Below are 16412 nucleotides of genomic sequence, written 5' to 3' on the forward strand. Positions count from 1 at the left end.
CATGCGAAAAAGCCGGTTGTCGACATGTTCCAGTTCTTCTGGCGCGAGCTGAAGCTGATCGGCGCGCGGGTCTATGAGCCCGAGGATTACGACAAGGCGATCGAATTGGTGGCCAAGGGCGCGATCGACGCGGATACGGTGATCACCGACGTCAGCCCGCTGGGCGATATTCAAAAGGCATTCGAGGCGCTGGACGCCAGTCCGACCGCGCTGAAAAGCCTGATCAAGGTCGGAGAAACGGCATGAGCGTGTTGAGCAGCTTTGATCTGAGCGGCAAGACCGCCGTTGTCACCGGTGCCAAGCGCGGCATCGGGCGCGGCATGGCCGAAGCGCTGGCACAGGCTGGCGCTGATATCGTCGGTGTCAGTGCCACGCTCGCCCCCGGTTCCGAAGTCGAACAGGCCGTGACCGCGCTGGGGCGCAAGTTCACCGCCTATCAATGCGATTTCTCGGACCGTGCTGCCGTGGCCGCCTTTGCCGCCCAGCTGGAGGCTGACGGCATCGCGCCCGACATCCTTGTGAACAATGCCGGCACCATCAAACGCAAACCGGCGGCGGAACATCCCGACGATTGGTGGGATGAGGTGATCGAGGTCAACCTGTCGGCGCAATTCGTGCTCAGCCGTGAAATCGGCCGCGGCATGGTGGAACGGGGCCGGGGCAAGATCATCTTCACCGCCTCGCTGCTGACCTTCCAGGGCGGCATCACGGTGCCGGGCTATGCGGCGTCCAAGGGCGGTATCGGCCAGTTGACCAAGGCGCTGGCCAATGAATGGGCGGGCAAGGGCGTGAACGTCAACGCCATCGCGCCCGGCTATATCGCCACCGACAACACCCAGGCGTTGCAGGATGACCCGGACCGGTCGAAATCCATCCTCGAACGTATCCCCGCCGGTCGCTGGGGCACCCCCCAGGACTTCGCAGGCCCGGCCGTGTTCCTTGCATCCCCGGCGTCAGATTACGTCAACGGCGAGATCCTGGTGGTCGATGGCGGCTGGATGGGACGCTGAGACAACAACCAATCCTTGACGCGCCGCGCCCGTGATGCGCGCCACCCCGGCCGTCCATCCAGGCGGCCGGGGTCGTCATCCTGCCCCGCGCCAAACACCAATGCGCCTGCAGGTCTTGCCCGTCGAACGAAATCTCACAACATCAAAGAGAGCGAAGCCATGAACAAGCGATCTGTCGGGAAAACCGGGCTGGAGGTCACGGATGTGTCTTTCGGCTGTGGCTCCATCGGAAACCTGTACCGCAAGATCAGCGACGAAGAGGCTTTTGCGGTGCTCGATCACGCCTGGAAGGCGGGCATCCGCTATTTCGACACGGCCCCCCATTATGGCCGGGGCAGGTCAGAGGAACGTCTGGGCCGGTTCCAGTCCACCCGGGACCGGGCCGATATCGTGATCTCGTCCAAGGTCGGGCGCGTCCTGTCCCCCGGACAGGCGATGAACCATGCCGACGGCTTTGTCGATCCTCTGCCCAATGACGTGAAATACGACTATTCCGCCAATGGCATTGCACAATCCTTCGCGCAAAGCTGTGACCGGCTTCAGACCGACACCATCGATATTGTCTATGTCCATGACATCGGTCACAGGACACATGGTGCGGCCAACGATACACATATGAGCGCGCTCATGTCGTCGGGATTTGACGAATTGCTGCGGCTGAAACGCATGGGCCGGATCAAGGCTTTTGGATTGGGCGTGAACGAAACGCAGGTCTGTCTTGACGTGATGGACGAGGTGCCGCTTGACGTGATCCTGCTGGCCGGGCGGTTGACGCTTCTGGAGCGTACCGCAGAAGAGGCCCTGACCGAACGTTGTCGCGAAGCAGGAACCAGCCTGGTTCTGGGGGGTGTCTTCAACTCGGGCATTCTGGCAACCGGTCCGGTCGAAGGCGCAACCTACAACTACAAACCGGCGTCCGACGAGATCAAGACCAAGGTCGCCAGTCTTCAGGAAAGGGCGGCTGAACGCGGACTGACCTTGCCGACCGCGGCCTTGCATTTCGCCCGGAATTACCCCGGCGTCGCTTCCATCCTTATCGCCTCCGGCAAGGTTTCGACGCTCGCGCGCAATCTTGATGCGCTGGCGCAAGCGGTGGACGGCGCGGACATTGCTGCAATTTCGGCAGGTCTGTAGCGATCCATGGCGATGTTACACGAAGCACCTGGGCAGGGTCGCTGACCGGTGAATCTGACAGCGCGACACCCGGGTGCCTTGCAAATTCAATGCGTCGCGGCGGGATGTTTTTGCGGCGGCAAAGTACCGCGTGATGAGCTTGGCAGAGGACAACGCGAGACATCGTCAAGTTTTTGACGCCGCGTCTGGCCGGCCGTCACGCACAGAGGCTCACTGCCGTCCATGATGAAACCGCAACCCTGATCCGCACGCGCGAACAGCGGGCGCCATTAACGCCCTGTGGCGGTCCGCCCTCAGCCGCGTTGAAATGCCTTGGGGATATTGCGAATGCCTGCTCCATGCACCGATTGAAATACGTGTCTATACCACCACGGAATATGTTACCCCTGCGCAGAGCGCTTGCATTCGAATTCATCGCACGATCACATATGCCGCACTGGGATACGGAAGCGCCCCGGGTGTCCATGACTGGGAGAAGAGACGTGAAGAATTTGATTTCGATGGTGATGCTGTCCTTGATGGCCCCTGTCCTGATGCCATCGGTCACGCATGCGGGCGAAACGCTGGATGCTGTTCGGCTGCGGGGCGAAGTCGCCTGTGGCGTGTCGGGCAAGGCCATCGGGTTTTCCGAGATCGGACAAAACGGTGACCGTCAGGGGCTTGATGTGGACATGTGCCGCGCCATCGCCGCCGCCGTGTTCGGCGACGCCAGCAAGGTCGATTTTGTGGAATTGTCAAATCTGGACCGCTTCGATGCCCTGCGCTATGGCGAAATTGACGTTTTGATCCGCAACACCACATGGACATATACCCGCGACACCACGCTGGATCTGGCCTTTACCGGGATCACCTATTTCGATGGCCAGGGGTTCTTGGTGCATTCCGACGCGGGCATTCGTACGATTGATGATCTGGACGGCAAACGCATCTGCTTCAAAACCGCCACCACGCATGAGCTGAACCTCAATTCCATCCTGACCGCGCGGGATCTGACCTTTGAGCCGATGCCAATGGATGAAACCGATCTTGCCATCCTGATGTTTCAAAACCGCCGTTGTGATGTGCTGACATCGGATCAATCGGAATTGTTTGGCATTCGCACCGCTTTGGCGGCCCCGGACACCGCCTATGTCATGCCGTTGCTGATATCCAAGGAACCGCTGGGCCCGTCGGTGCGCCAGGACGATCCCGAATGGGCAAATATCGTCGAATGGACGTTGTTTGCCATGATCAACGCCGAAGAACTGGGCATCACCAGCACCAATGTCGGCGATATGTCCACCAGCGATGATCCCGCCGTCGCCCTGCTGTTGAACGGCGCGGAAAGCGAAGCTGGCACGCTGGGGCTGGATGCCGGATGGCCCGCCAAGGTGATTGCCCAGGTCGGCAATTACGGCGAAATCTTTGATCGCAATCTTGGCGCAGAGTCGCCCATTGGCATCAAACGGGGGCTGAACGCGCTCTGGACCGAGGGCGGGTTAATGTACGCACCGCCATTCCGATAACGGCACCGTTTCCAATCCAAAATCAAAATGAGCCATCATCAGGCGCTCCGTCATGGGGCGCCTTTTGTTTTTCAACGAGTTTGCCGCCTGTTTTAAAGGGCCATCGCAGCTTTTGCGCGAAACCCAAGGCACGCCAAAGCCATCGCGGGCGCCCAGCATTCGCCTCAAATTGTTGATTTTCGACCAAAGTTTTCCAGATTGCTCCCCATTCCCGCCGCATTTGACCGGAAAGAGTGACCCATCGTCAACGTCACAAAATTTATTTCAAAAAATGGACCTCCCCGAAATGACCAAGCAGAAGAAAATTGATACCGCCACCGCCAAGCCAATTGTCGACAACGGCATCGAAGAACATTTGCTTGAACAGGTCGTGGGGGGACGCGGCCGCGGCTATTCGACAGCCCAGCGCAACCGGTTCAACGAAGCCGCCGCAGAGGCCGCAACAGAAGAAGCGCAACCCGTATACTACGGCAAGTTCGGTGCCCCGGTCGAAGTCACGCCCGAACCGACCCCTGCACCAACTCCGGTTCCGGCGGTCACACCGGAACCCGACGTGACCGCCACGGTCGAAAGCGTGATGGCGGACCTGCCGGACACAGAGCCGACATATGTCGCACCGACAGCGCCCGAGGAAGAAGAAAAACCGGATTACGAGCTGTCCACCTCGTTCGAGGCAGAGGCCGATGGCATCAAATCCGTTTACACCACCGGGATCGCCGGCGTCTGGAACGCGGATTCCTCTGGTGCGGCGGTCGGATTTGGTCTGAGCGCGCAAATCATGACCGAAATGGAGCTTGGCGGTGGCGCAACACTGACAAACACCACCGAAGCCTCGATCGGCGCAGGCGCGGAAATCATGATCGAAAACGGCCTTGGCGCCGAAGTTGCCGCCGAAATTTCCGTTACGGTCGCATGGGAAATCGCCCGCCAGACAGAGCTTGGCAATGGCGTGACAATGGACAACAGCGCCGGCGTCGAAGGTTTTTTGGGCGCCGCCGCCGAAGGCGAGGCCTATGTCGGCGAAGAAGGGGGCAAATGGGGATTTGATGCCAAGGCAGGTGCCGACTACACCGCGGAAACCTCGGGCACGATTGATGCCTCCCAGGTTGCAATGACCGGCGAAGCCTCGATTTCATCCTCCGGCAGCATCGGCGGGGCATTTTCCCAGGAAGCCACCTACAAAGACGGCGCTTTGACCCTTGGCCTCAGCGGTGATGTCGATGCGGTGATTGCCGGGGGGGGCCTTGGTGGATCGGTCAGCATCCAATTCGAAGACAAATACGGCACCGTTGGATCGCCTGCGGAAATCGCCGCCGTTCAATCGCAGCTGCAACATTTCGACAGCGCGGCCGATTTGGACAATGCTTTGACCAACACCTGGCATAATGACCTGAAAAATGACGTCACAACCATGCGCCAGGAACAGGAATGGGCCGAACACCGGATCGAACAACACGCTGAGGTTCTTGAGAAATTTGACGAAGCCGTCAGCACGACAATCGACGATCTGGCCACCCGCGAAGCCGATCTGAAAGACACCGCCGCAACAATCGAAGCACAAGAAACTGCCATTCGGGCGCAATTCCCGGATGATGCCGCCTTTGAACAAGCCATGGCAGATATCCGCGCGTTTGAAAGCGGCAGGATCAACGATGTCGTCAAAGACAACGCCTTTGGCGATGTGGGTCGTGTGGTGGACGGCATTGCGAAAGCCGCAGATGGAAGTGAGGTACGCGACACGGTTTTTGCAGTCGTGGAAAGCGGCGAACCGCCGGTTTTCCTCGATCGCCCAACCGAGGAAGCCAATGCACGGATTGAAGCGCTTCGTCAGGAAAACCAGGACCTTTTCGATGACATGCGGTCATTTGCCGTCATGGATGCCAAACAGGACGCCGAAGAAGCGCGCCTGGATCGGGACAAAGACATCTTTCACGCCGTCATGCAATCGGACGGCGTTCAGGAATTTGTCGCCGAGGAAAAGGCGATGATTGATGGCTATATCCTGCATATGCAAACCGCAGGGGCGATTGCGGACAGTCTCGAAGCCAAATTCGAAGCGGTGAAAGACATGTCATATTCAACAGCCGTCGTGACAGCAGACAAAATGGTCGCAATTGCCGACGCCAATGTGAACGACGCAAGTGCCGAACTGGTCGCCGCCCAGGAACGCCTTGCTGTGGCACAGGCAAATGTCGACAACAGCCCCTATGTCGGCAAAAGCAGCAGCCCGGTTGTGTCCGCAGAAGATGCCAAAGCATTGGAAGACGCCAAAGCAGACGTCACAGCCGCCACCGCCAATGTGACCCAGGCCATGGTCGACCAACGCGCGATCTATGCCCAGGCCACCGCATTGCACCCCGAAAAATCCATGGCCGCAACCGAAGAAATGGCTGGGAACCTTCATCAAAAGGCCGAAGAAGTGCGCGCTAACTTTGAGGCACAATTCGTCGGTGTCGAAATGACCAAGGTCGAACAAGCCCAATTGCGCGCCTATCAACACGCCGAACATCTGATGGACAAATTCAGCGACATCACCAAAGATGATGGCGCTCTGCTTGCCAAAGAGGCCGAAGCCTTCGGTGAAAAATCCGAAGTGCTCAAAGCCCAGCTTGCGCTTTTGACCGCGATGGAACTGAAAGAGCGCGGGGTGATCGGCTATGCCGAGGAATATTTCAACGAGGCCACCGGCGTGTTGGGCGAGGGTGTAACCACAATGGCCCGCGCCGGCGAGGTCACAATCGAAGCGATCGGCGACGCGGCCACAACGGCGGGCAATACCGTGGCGGATGGTGTCACAACCGGCGCCAATGCCGTGGCGGATGGCGTCACGACCGGCGCCAATGCCGTGGCCGATGGCGTCACAACCGGTGCCAATGCCGTGGGCGATGCCGCCGAAGACACCTGGAACTCGGTCACAAGCTGGTTCTGATACCCAGCGGGCAAAATCCCCCCAAACTCTTGTTCACGGCGGCCCCGCTGGGTCGCCGTTTGCATTAAACCGCCCAAGGCTTGCCCTGATTAATCCACAATTTCAGGCAAGATTGTTTCCCAGCGCGAAACCAATCGGAACCCCAGGCCATGAACGCATCAAATGACTCGACCGCCGGTCTTTTTCGAAAGTCAGCCCTGGACAAGGCCGGTGGCAGCGCGATTGAAAATGTCGATCTTGGCGTGCATGTGGTCAAGGCCCCGCAATGGATCATGCTCGCGGCGGCGGTGGCGGTGGCAGTGGCCGGAATAGGGCTGAGCCTGCATCTCCCGGTCCCGTCCAAGGTCGCGGCCCAGGGCATTCTGATCACCGCACAGGGGTTGAAAGACATCGAAGCGGCCACAGCCGGCCGTGTGGGTATGGTGTTTGTCGCGCCCGGCGATTTTGTCATGCGCGGTCAAAAGGTTGCACAGATCGAACAACCCGATCTGACCCAACAACTGGAACAGGCCCAGGCCAAAATGGCCAATCTGCGCAACCGGCACAAACGGATCGTGGGATTCCACAACCGCACCCGCACCGATTACGACAGCATGACCGCCCAACGCCGCGCCGAACTTGAAAGCATGGTCGAATATGACGAACAGCACGTCGTGTGGCTGCAAAGCAATCTTGAGGGCTATGAAAACCTGTCGGCCAAGGGGCTGACCTCAAAAATGGCGCTGATGGATGCGCGGGTCCGGCTGAACGAAGCCAAAGAAGCCTTGTTGCGGGATTCCAACGCGCTGGCCTCGCTTGGCTATGAAAGCAACACCCGCCAGATCGAACAGGAACGCGAAATCCTGTCGCTTGAGGTCGCAATCGAAGAGGCCCGGCGCGAGGTTTCGGCGCTGCGCGAACGCCGCCAGCGTTTGGCCTATCTGGAAAGCGCCTATGACGGCATGGTGGTCGAGCAGAAATTGAACGTCGGTGAATTGGTCGATCCGGGCACATCGGTGTTGTCGATCCTGCCCGGCGTGTCCCAGTCCGAGGTGGCCGACGGCCAAACCAATATCCCGCTGGTCGCCACGCTCTATATTTCCTCGTCCGAAGGCAAAAAGGTGCGCCCCGGCATGCCGGTTCAAATCGTGCCCTCAACCGTGAAGCGCGAAGAATACGGTTTCATCCTTGGGGAAATCACCGATGTCGCCACCGTGGCCTCGACCGAAGAGGGCATGATGCGCAATCTCAAGAACAAACAACTGGTGCAGGATCTGTCGGCCAATGGCGCGCCCTTTGCCGCCACGGCCGAACTGACGATCTCGCCCGAAACGGTGTCGGGCTATAAATGGTCCTCCTCCGAAGGGCCGGACCAATCCATCGGTCCGGGAAGCATGGCGCGCGCCGAAATCATCACCAAGGAACAGCGCCTGATTGCCTTGGTCATGCCGGCCTTGCGCCGTCTGTTCGGTGATTTCACATCATGAGCACCGCAGCGATTGCCGACTTCACCACCGATCTGCCACGCCATGCGCCCCGCGCGCGCGTGCCCACCGTCATGCAACAGGAATCCGCCGAATGCGGCGCGGCCTGTCTGGCCATGGTTCTGGGCCGTTTCGGGCTTTGGGTCAGCCTGGAGGAACTGCGCGATCGCTGTCAGGTCAACCGCGACGGCACCAATTCCGCCAATATCCTGACGGCGGCCCGGTCCTATGGATTGGAAGCGCAGGGATTGAAACAGGACATCGAAGACCTGCCAAGCGCGGATCTGCCGATGATTTTGTTTTGGAATTTCAACCACTTTGTAGTGCTGGAACGGATCACCCGCTCTGGCGCATGGATCAACGATCCCGCCACCGGGCCGCGCCGTGTGACCCTTGCGGAATTTGACCGCTGCTTTACCGGTGTCGCCCTTCGCCTGCGCCCCGGTCCTGACTTTCGCCCCGGCGGGCACCGGCCCAGCTTGGCCGGCATCGTCCTGCGCACCCTGGGCGAGGCCCGGATCGGCCTGATCTATGCCATCATCGCCGGGATCGCGCTTTTGGTGCCGGGGCTGGCCGTGATGGGCAGCTATCGCATCTTTACCGACGACATCCTGATTGGTGGTGAAAGCCGCTGGCTCATGCCGCTGCTGATCGGATTGATCGCAGCGGGGTGTTTGACGGCGCTTTTGACCTATGCGCAAAAAAACGTGCTGGCCCGTATGGAAACCTCGCTGTCGGCATCCATGTCGCTGCGGTATTTGTGGACGGTGATGCGTCTGCCGCTGGATTTCTTTGCCCAGCGGTATTCCGGCGACATCACCAACCGGATCACCCAGGCCGAACAGATGTCCAGCGTGGTGTCCAGCGGTCTGGCCGTCGCGCTGGTCGGGATTGTGCCGATCATCGGCTATGGCGTGGCGCTGTTGCTGATTGATCCAATGCTGGCCTCAATCGTCTTTGGCGGCGCGGTGCTGGCGGTTGTGTTGCTTTTCGTGGCGTCGCGGCTGTTGCAGGATGCCAACCGCCGGGCGCAAAACGATGACTCCCGCCTTCAGGGTCTCACGCTTCAGGGGCTGTCGATGCGCGACGATTTCCGCGCAGCGGGCAGCGAGGGCCTGTTCCACAAACGCTGGCAGGCCGCACAGGCCCGCGTGTTGGTCGGCGAACAGACAACCGGCCGGGCCAACCTCTGGGTCAGCGAAGCTGCTGCCTTGATTTTGGCATTGGCCGGGATTGGCGTGTTGGTGGTGGGTGGCCTGCGGATCATGGAGGGCGCGTTGTCCATCGGTCTTCTGATCTCGGCGCGCGCCTTGATGTCCAGCTTTTCCAGCCCGGTGGTCGGGCTGGTCGATGCCGGCGCACAATTGCAATCGGTGCGCGGCATCACCGAACGTTTGGCGGATGCGATGAACCACAACGGGGCACCGGCACCGTCGAACACATCTGTGGATACGCCCGCTGCAACGGCCAAGTCCCCGGTTGCGCCCGCATCAGACCTGCCGCAAACCCTGAAGGACGCTGCACATATCACGCCCAAATCCGCCGATGGCCCCCTGTTGCCACTGCGGGCGTGCAATATCACCTTTCGCTACGGGGCCGGCAGCGTAGCCGCGGTTCAGGACGTGTCCCTGTCGCTGGGTGAAAGCCAACGCATCGCCCTTGTCGGCGGCAGCGGCAGCGGAAAATCCAGCCTCGGGCGGGTGCTGGTCGGTCTTGCCACCCCCGAAAGCGGCCACATCGACATCTATGGCCAACCGCTTGACGCCGACGGCACCGCCCGTACCCATGGCCAAGTGGCCTATGTGGGCCAAACCGTCGATCTGTTCGGCGACACGGTTCAGGACAATATCACGCTTTGGGACGACACAATGCCCGAAGAACAGGTGATCGCCGCCGCCCAGGACGCCTGTATCCACGATGTGATCACCGCCCGCGCCGGCGGCTATCTGGCCCGGCTGTCGGAAAATGGCGGCAATATGAGCGGCGGGGAACGTCAACGTCTTGGAATTGCACGCGCCTTGGTCGGAAACCCCCGCATTCTGGTGCTCGACGAAGCCACCAGCGCGCTGGACCCGACCACCGAACTTCGGGTGCTGGACGCCCTGCGCCGCCGGGGCTGTGCAACGGTCATAATCTCGCACCGTTTGGGCAGCATCGCCAGCTGTGACGTCATCCATGTGATGGAGGCGGGCCGCATCGTCGAAAGCGGCAATCACCGCACATTGCTGCGCCGGGATGGCATGTATTCAAAAATGGTAGGAAGCTGAGATGAACCAGACGGTCAAACAAACCGGGCTTACCGTTCTTCACACCGGCGACCAATACCAGCCCCGCGGCGAAAAAAACGCGGCCATTCTGGAAAGCGGACATTGTGATGTCTATGCGGTGGTGGACGGGCGGCGCATCTTCTTGCACGACATCACTGCCGGATCGCTTGTGGTGGCCCCCGCCACGCAATTCGGGCAAATCATCCTTGTCGCACGCGAACAAACAGTCCTGCGCAAAATCATGCTGGCCGAAGCCGTGCGGTCGCAGGATTGGATCGGGGCCGTCGAAACCTGGTGCGAGGCGCTGTCGACCGGCCTTGCACGGTTGGCCCATCAACGCCCGGCCATGGCCCCGCTGCATGCGGGAGCCGAACTCAGCACCGAACCCGACCTGTCGCTGACTGCGGCCCACGGCATGGTGTGGATCGCCACCCATGCGCTGCGCGGTGTCGATTATATGGACATGCGCCCGCTGGAGGGGCGCGGTTTCCTGCCGCTGACCCATCGCACATGGATTTCAATAGATGCGAACCAAACGCTGACCGCCATGACCACGGCGGATGTGCTGGCCAAATCACCGATGGGCGGCTTTGCCTGGGTTCAGGTGCCCCAGGCGTTTACCTCGTTGGTGCTGGACACCGTGACCCGGTTTGTCGCCCGTCAGGACAAAACAGAAGCCGACAGGATCGCCCGCCGCGAAGACAAGGTCGCCGCAGATCTTTCTGGCGGTGTCGAACGGTTCCAACGCATTCTGACCGACAACATCAGCCTGCCCCCGCAGGCCAGCGATTTCGGCTTTGTCTGGCAAAGTCTGGCCGGGGAAAAACCCGATCCCCAGGTGATCAAACGCGATCTCGACGACTTTGACCGGTTCTGCGAACTTCATGACGCGCGCATTCGCACGATTTCCCTCGCGGAAAACTGGTGGCACCGGGACACAGGGCCGATGGTTGTCACCCGCCGCGAAGACGGCCGCCCCGGTGTTGTCAAAACCGATGCTTTTGGCCGTTATCGCCTGTTTATCAGGGGCGCGCGCCCACGCCGGATCACCGCGCGACTGGCCCAAACGCTCTTGCCCGAGGCCCGGATCGTTGCGCTGCCGCTGGCCAACCGCCCGCTGTCGGTGCGCGATGTGATGATCACCGCCTTTGCCATGAGCAAAATTGACCTTGGCACGCTGATCGTCGCCTCTTTTGCGGCGGCGCTGCTGGCGCTGTTGGTGCCGCTGGCCACCGGTGTTCTGGTCTCCACCTATATTCCGACGGGCGCGCAAGGCCCGGCCATTCTGATCGGCATCGGCCTTGTCGTCGCCCAGATCGCTGCGACCTTGATGACATCGGCTTCGGGTTTGCTGCGGTTGCGGATGGATGGGCGCGTGGCCGAACGGTTGAACGGCGGAATGATGGACCGGATGATGCGCCTGCCCGTGGCCCTCACCCGCTCGATGAGCGCGCCGGACCTTGCCCTGCGGGTTGCGGCGGTGGACGGCATTCGCCGTTCGATCATGGGGGCGGTTCTGGATTTCGTCATTTCCGGCGCATCCGGGCTGGCCGGGATTGCGCTTTTGCTGTGGTACAGCCCGATTGCCGGCGCGGTGGCCTTTGGCATGCTTGTCCTTGCGGTGACGGCGGGCATTCTGACCGGGTTTCGTCAGGAACGCGCGATCTACGAAGGCGAAAAGATGAACGCCAATGTGATCTCTTTCACCCAGGAAATGATTTCCAACATCGCCAGCCTGCGGGCCGCCGGCGCGGAACGCCGCGCCTTTGCCCGTTGGGCCGGCAGTTCCGCCGAAATGCGGGCGCGGTCGTTCCGCACCCGGCAGATCGGCAATATGTTCGAGGCATTCCTGTCGGGATTTCAGATATTTGCAGTGGCGGCGGTCTTTGCCATCATCGGCTTTTCACTGGGGCCGGACACGGGGCTGTCCACCGGCGGTTTCATCATTTTCGTCACCACGTTTCAAGCCTTCTTGATGGCGGCCGTCATGCTGGCCCGCAGTGCCAACCAGTTGGTGATGGTCCGCCCCCAGCTGAAACGGGCCAAACCCTTGTTGGACAATGCCCCCGAAACCCCTCCGCACACCAAAGATCCCGGCGATCTGAGCGGCGCGGTCGAGATTTCCAACCTGACCTTTCAACATGACGATCAGCGCCAAATCCTGCGATCGGTGTCGTTTCGGGTCAATCCCGGCTCTTTCGTGGCTCTTGTTGGCCCCTCTGGAAGTGGTAAATCCACCCTGCTCAGCCTGATGGTCGGCTTTGATCGCCCCGATAACGGCGCGGTGCTGTTTGATGACAAGGATCTTGGCGGGCTGGATCTTGCACAGGTGCGCCGCCAGATCGGTTTCGTGCGCCAGAATGGCCGTTTGTTTGCCGGCACCTTGTTCGAAAACATCATCGGGGCACACAAGGCCGACGAACGTGCGGTCTGGAAGGCGGCGGAGGCCGCCGGCATCGCCGATGAAATCCGTGACATGCCGATGGGGCTGCAAACCGTCGTGACCGAAGGCGACACCGCCTTTTCCGGCGGTCAGGTTCAGCGCATTCTGTTGGCCCGCGCCATCCTTGGCCATCCCAAGATCCTGTTGCTGGACGAAGCCACCAGCGCCCTGGACAACCAGCTTCAGGCCAAGGTCTCGGCGAATATCGAGGCCCTGGGCGCCACCCGCATTGTCGTCGCCCACCGTCTCAGCACTGTGCGCAATGCCGATCTTATCCTGTTTCTTCAGGATGGCAGCATCGCGGAAAGCGGCACATATGATGCGCTGATCGCGCGCAACGGCGCATTCGCATCTTATGTCCGCGATCAATCATCACAAGCCGCAGCATAACCCCCCTGCCCCGCCAGCCGGGGCGCATTACCCCCAATACAGATCTGCGGCGGCCGAACGCCGTCGATCACGTGATCACTTACCCAGATCTGTTGTTCAAACCCTTATGCCTTCGGTGCTTGTACCGGGCGCGAGGTTTTTCAAAGCCGCATCATGGCTGCCGTGCTTAGCCGTTTTCACAACGCGTGGTTAGCACCAGCATCACGTCAATGTCCTGCCAAAGTGTCAGTCTTCCTTTGGGGGCCAGATCAATACGTCAACTGGCGTCGGGTTAAAGCCGTTACAGGGGTTGTTGATCTGCGGGCAATTCGAGATCAGGCAAATCACGTCCATTTCGGCGCGCAGATCGATGGCATTTCCGGGTTCCGACAATCCGTCGGAAATGGCCAGAGCGCCGCTTTTCTCGATTGGGACATTCATGAAGAAGTTCACATTCGCCACAATGTCGCGTTTTTTCATCCCCCATTTGGCCGCTTCGGTAACGAAATTGTCGCGACATGCGTGCAGATGACGCACCTCATGTCCAAACCGCACCGTATTGGCTTCGCATGAGCACGCACCCGCCGAGGTGTCATGCGCCCCGACCGTGTCCCGAACGACCGTCATCATCGGCCGGCCTTCGTTCGACAACAGCACCGATCCTTGTGTGATATAGGGCGACCCTTGATCGCGCACGGTGTCCTGTGCCGAATATCGTTCCGATGTGTCTGCGGCGTTGTAGAACAAGGTATCAACGGCTTGCTGGCCTTCACGATCAACAATCCGCATCATCTGGCCTTTGCGGATAAGGGCAGACCAGCCGACATTTGCAGGGATATGGTGTGCGTCAGCGTGATTGGGGGCAGGTTCGAGGGCTGTGGTCATTGGTCTCTCCTCAGGAAAATCGTTTGCGATCGCCGAACAGGGCGTCGGTGTTTTCAAAGGCGCGGCGGGCCTCCGGGGTGCCGGTGCGCGTAAGATCGTCTGTGGCAGGTTTAGGTGCGTGAAACTGGGTCACCTGTAGCTGTGCGGGCTCCTGATCGGGGCTCAGCGGGTGGCTTGCGTTGGACAGGATGACGATCATGTCCATCTCTGCGCGCAGATCCACCGTGAACTGGCCGCCATCGCTTTGCGGCACCCATCCGATTTGGCCGGCCTCGTCCACAATAACAGGGGCGAAGAAACTGATGCTCGGGCCGATGTCGCGCTTGCTCAGCCCATTTTTCAACGCCGCCCGCAGGAAATGCGCCCGTCCACTTTGCCAGTCCGGACCATCCGCCGGGCCAGGCAGGGACATGCCTGTCAGACAATCGGCGCGGCCAAAGTCATCATGTGTGATCGACATCATTACGCGGCCCATGTCAGACAGCAAGGCGCGCCCGACAGTCATGTCGCTGGTCCATTGAACCTTGATCGTGTCGCCGGGATTGAACCGCTCTGACGTGTCTGTGGCGTTCCAGAAACTTGCGGCGACGCCGGTGGCCTTGGCCGTCACAAGCCGCAGACCATCGCCTCGCTTGAGGCGACCGTGCCAATATCCTTTTGGCGGCACGATGTCATCGTAGATGATTTTCTTGCGGTTCATGGCTGGCACTGCCGTCTGCTTTGCTGTGGCCTGGCGACGCGCGAAAGTTCCATCGTCGCCGCTCCCTTGCGCCTTGAGCCGCTCATACCGCTCCTGCGGGGTTTCATCCTTTAGGGCGATTTCCATTTCAGTCATTGCGGTCTTTCCTTTTTGGAATGATGAAATCTGAAGGTGATCAAGATGGGTCATTCACGCTGCTCCTTGTGGATGGTGCGGCGAAACGAGATCGGCAAAGGCGCGCACCCTTTTATCCTTGGGGGCCCGCAACATTGCGTCGGGTGTGTCATCTGCGATTACCTTGCCCTCATGCATAAAGATCGCCCGGTCCGCGACCGCGCGGACAAACGCGATTTCATGGCTGACGACGATAATTGTCATGCCGCTTGTCTTGAGGGCCATAAACACGTTGATCACATCGTGGATCAGCTCCGGGTCCAGCGCGGAAGTCGGTTCGTCAAACATCAGGACAGCCGGATCAAGCGCCAGCGCTCGGGCAATGGCCACCCGCTGTTTCTGCCCGCCTGACAAGGCCGCCGGATGCTGATCGGCGAACCCTGCGATATTAAGCTGCGCCATCAGTTTATCCGCCCGGTCCTGCGCAGCCGAAGCCTTTCGCTTCAGCGTGATACGTTGAGGCAACGCGATGTTTTCGCGTACGCTCAGATGGGGCCAAAGCTGAAAGTCCTGAAAGACCAAACCGACACGGGGGCGCATCGCATCCACCTCATGACGGGGTGGCGTCCTGACGGCAGAACTGTCTGTCACCTCCCGCCCGAACGGTTTTCCGGCAATTGTGACAAACCCGTCCTCAAGCGGATCAAGCAGGGACAAGGCCCGCAGCAATGAGCTTTTGCCACTTCCAGAGCGCCCGATGACGCCGACGCACTCTCCCTTCGGGATCTCCAGATAGACCTCATCAAGGATGGTCGTCGCCCCGACCCGGCGCACAAGGCGTCTGGCGGTCAATGCCATTTCTGTGGATTGAAGAGTCATTTCACACGCTCCAAACTCAGGTATTTCTGGGCAATACCACCGGGGCGCGCATCGCCTCCGTGGCTGCGCAGCAGCTCGCGCTCGGCCCATCCGCCCAGTTGCGACAAGGCGAATGTCGTGGCCCAATATAGTATCGCGACTGCGAAAAAGACCTCAAACGGGGCGAATGTATTGCCCTGAACGACCAGCCCTTGATAGGTCAGCTCTCCCACCGTGATCGCGCTGATGACAGAGCTTTCCTTGACCACCATAATGGCGATATTGACCGCAGGCGGCACGGATGGCCGCAGAATTTGCGGCACGATAATGTAGCGCAATATCTGGAACGCAGAAAAACCGACAACGCGTCCGCTTTCCCATTGCCCTTTTGGCAGGCTGGCCAGAACACCACGCAACATTTCCGCGAAATAAGCGGCTGCAAACAGGCTAAGCGCGACGGTCCCGCTCAGAAGCGGTGGCAGCCGCATTCCCATGGACGGAAGCCCGAAATGGATCAGGAAAACAAGGACGATGAACGGAATACCGCGCAACAACAAGGAGATGACAGCCATCAGCCACCGCAGCACACGCCATGGCGACAGCGCAGCGGCCGTAAAAGCAACGGCAATCAAGGCGCCAATGACAATCGCGACAGCACTGATCTGGACTGTCAGGCCAAGCCCGCGCGCAAACAGAAGCCAATTGTCGGTAATCACAGTTGGATCAAGTGTCATG

The 16412-nt window shown here is 60.0% G+C and carries 11 protein-coding genes and 1 pseudogene; 8 read left to right on the forward strand and 4 right to left on the reverse strand.

The window, feature by feature from the left end; genetic code table 11:
• The 8 genes and pseudogenes from Q4577_RS17265 to Q4577_RS17300 form a co-directional block, all read left to right on the forward strand.
• Nucleotides 1-246, forward strand: a pseudogene (locus tag Q4577_RS17265) (Zn-dependent alcohol dehydrogenase); the annotation flags it as partial.
• 2 nt (nt 247-248) lie between these two features.
• Entirely contained in the window at nt 249-1010 is a 762-nt protein-coding gene (locus Q4577_RS17270; RefSeq protein ID WP_303471267.1) for an SDR family oxidoreductase, read from the forward strand.
• A gap of 159 nt (nt 1011-1169) precedes the next feature.
• Nucleotides 1170-2144, forward strand: coding sequence for an aldo/keto reductase (locus tag Q4577_RS17275; RefSeq protein ID WP_303471046.1), 975 nt, complete (start codon nt 1170-1172; stop codon nt 2142-2144).
• A 482-nt stretch (nt 2145-2626) separates the two neighbouring features.
• Complete coding sequence (locus Q4577_RS17280) at nt 2627-3649, forward strand: amino acid ABC transporter substrate-binding protein (RefSeq protein WP_303471049.1); 1023 nt, start codon at nt 2627-2629, stop codon at nt 3647-3649.
• 286 nt (nt 3650-3935) lie between these two features.
• Entirely contained in the window at nt 3936-6578 is a 2643-nt protein-coding gene (locus Q4577_RS17285) for a hypothetical protein (RefSeq protein WP_303471051.1), read from the forward strand.
• 149 nt (nt 6579-6727) lie between these two features.
• Nucleotides 6728-8044 carry an NHLP bacteriocin system secretion protein gene (locus Q4577_RS17290; protein ID WP_303471054.1) on the forward strand — a complete coding sequence of 439 codons (1317 nt, stop codon included), beginning with the start codon at nt 6728-6730 and terminating at the stop codon, nt 8042-8044.
• Nucleotides 8041-10308: a cysteine peptidase family C39 domain-containing protein gene (locus Q4577_RS17295; RefSeq protein ID WP_303471056.1), complete on the forward strand. Its 2268-nt coding sequence runs from the start codon at nt 8041-8043 to the stop codon at nt 10306-10308. Before Q4577_RS17290 ends, Q4577_RS17295 begins: the two co-directional genes overlap by 4 nt.
• Nucleotide 10309: 1 nt before the next feature.
• Entirely contained in the window at nt 10310-13141 is a 2832-nt protein-coding gene (locus Q4577_RS17300; protein ID WP_303471059.1) for an ATP-binding cassette domain-containing protein, read from the forward strand.
• Between the two features lie 225 nt (nt 13142-13366).
• Here Q4577_RS17300 and Q4577_RS17305 read toward each other — a convergent pair whose 3' ends face one another.
• From Q4577_RS17305 to Q4577_RS17320, 4 genes are read right to left on the reverse strand one after another with little or no spacing between them, the layout of a single operon-like run.
• Complete coding sequence (locus Q4577_RS17305; RefSeq protein ID WP_303471063.1) at nt 13367-14005, reverse strand: urea amidolyase associated protein UAAP2; 639 nt, start codon at nt 14003-14005, stop codon at nt 13367-13369.
• A 10-nt stretch (nt 14006-14015) separates the two neighbouring features.
• The gene (locus Q4577_RS17310) at nt 14016-14840 is read right to left on the reverse strand and encodes an urea amidolyase associated protein UAAP1 (protein ID WP_303471065.1); all 825 of its coding nucleotides are present in this window, start codon (nt 14838-14840) and stop codon (nt 14016-14018) included.
• A 54-nt stretch (nt 14841-14894) separates the two neighbouring features.
• Nucleotides 14895-15698, reverse strand: coding sequence for an amino acid ABC transporter ATP-binding protein (locus Q4577_RS17315; protein ID WP_303471067.1), 804 nt, complete (start codon nt 15696-15698; stop codon nt 14895-14897).
• Nucleotides 15695-16411 carry an amino acid ABC transporter permease gene (locus tag Q4577_RS17320; RefSeq protein WP_303471069.1) on the reverse strand — a complete coding sequence of 239 codons (717 nt, stop codon included), beginning with the start codon at nt 16409-16411 and terminating at the stop codon, nt 15695-15697. Before Q4577_RS17320 ends, Q4577_RS17315 begins: the two co-directional genes overlap by 4 nt.
• Nucleotide 16412: the final 1 nt, after the last annotated feature.

The sequence above is a fragment of the Marinovum sp. 2_MG-2023 genome, from assembly GCF_030548265.1.
GTDB lineage: Bacteria > Pseudomonadota > Alphaproteobacteria > Rhodobacterales > Rhodobacteraceae > Marinovum.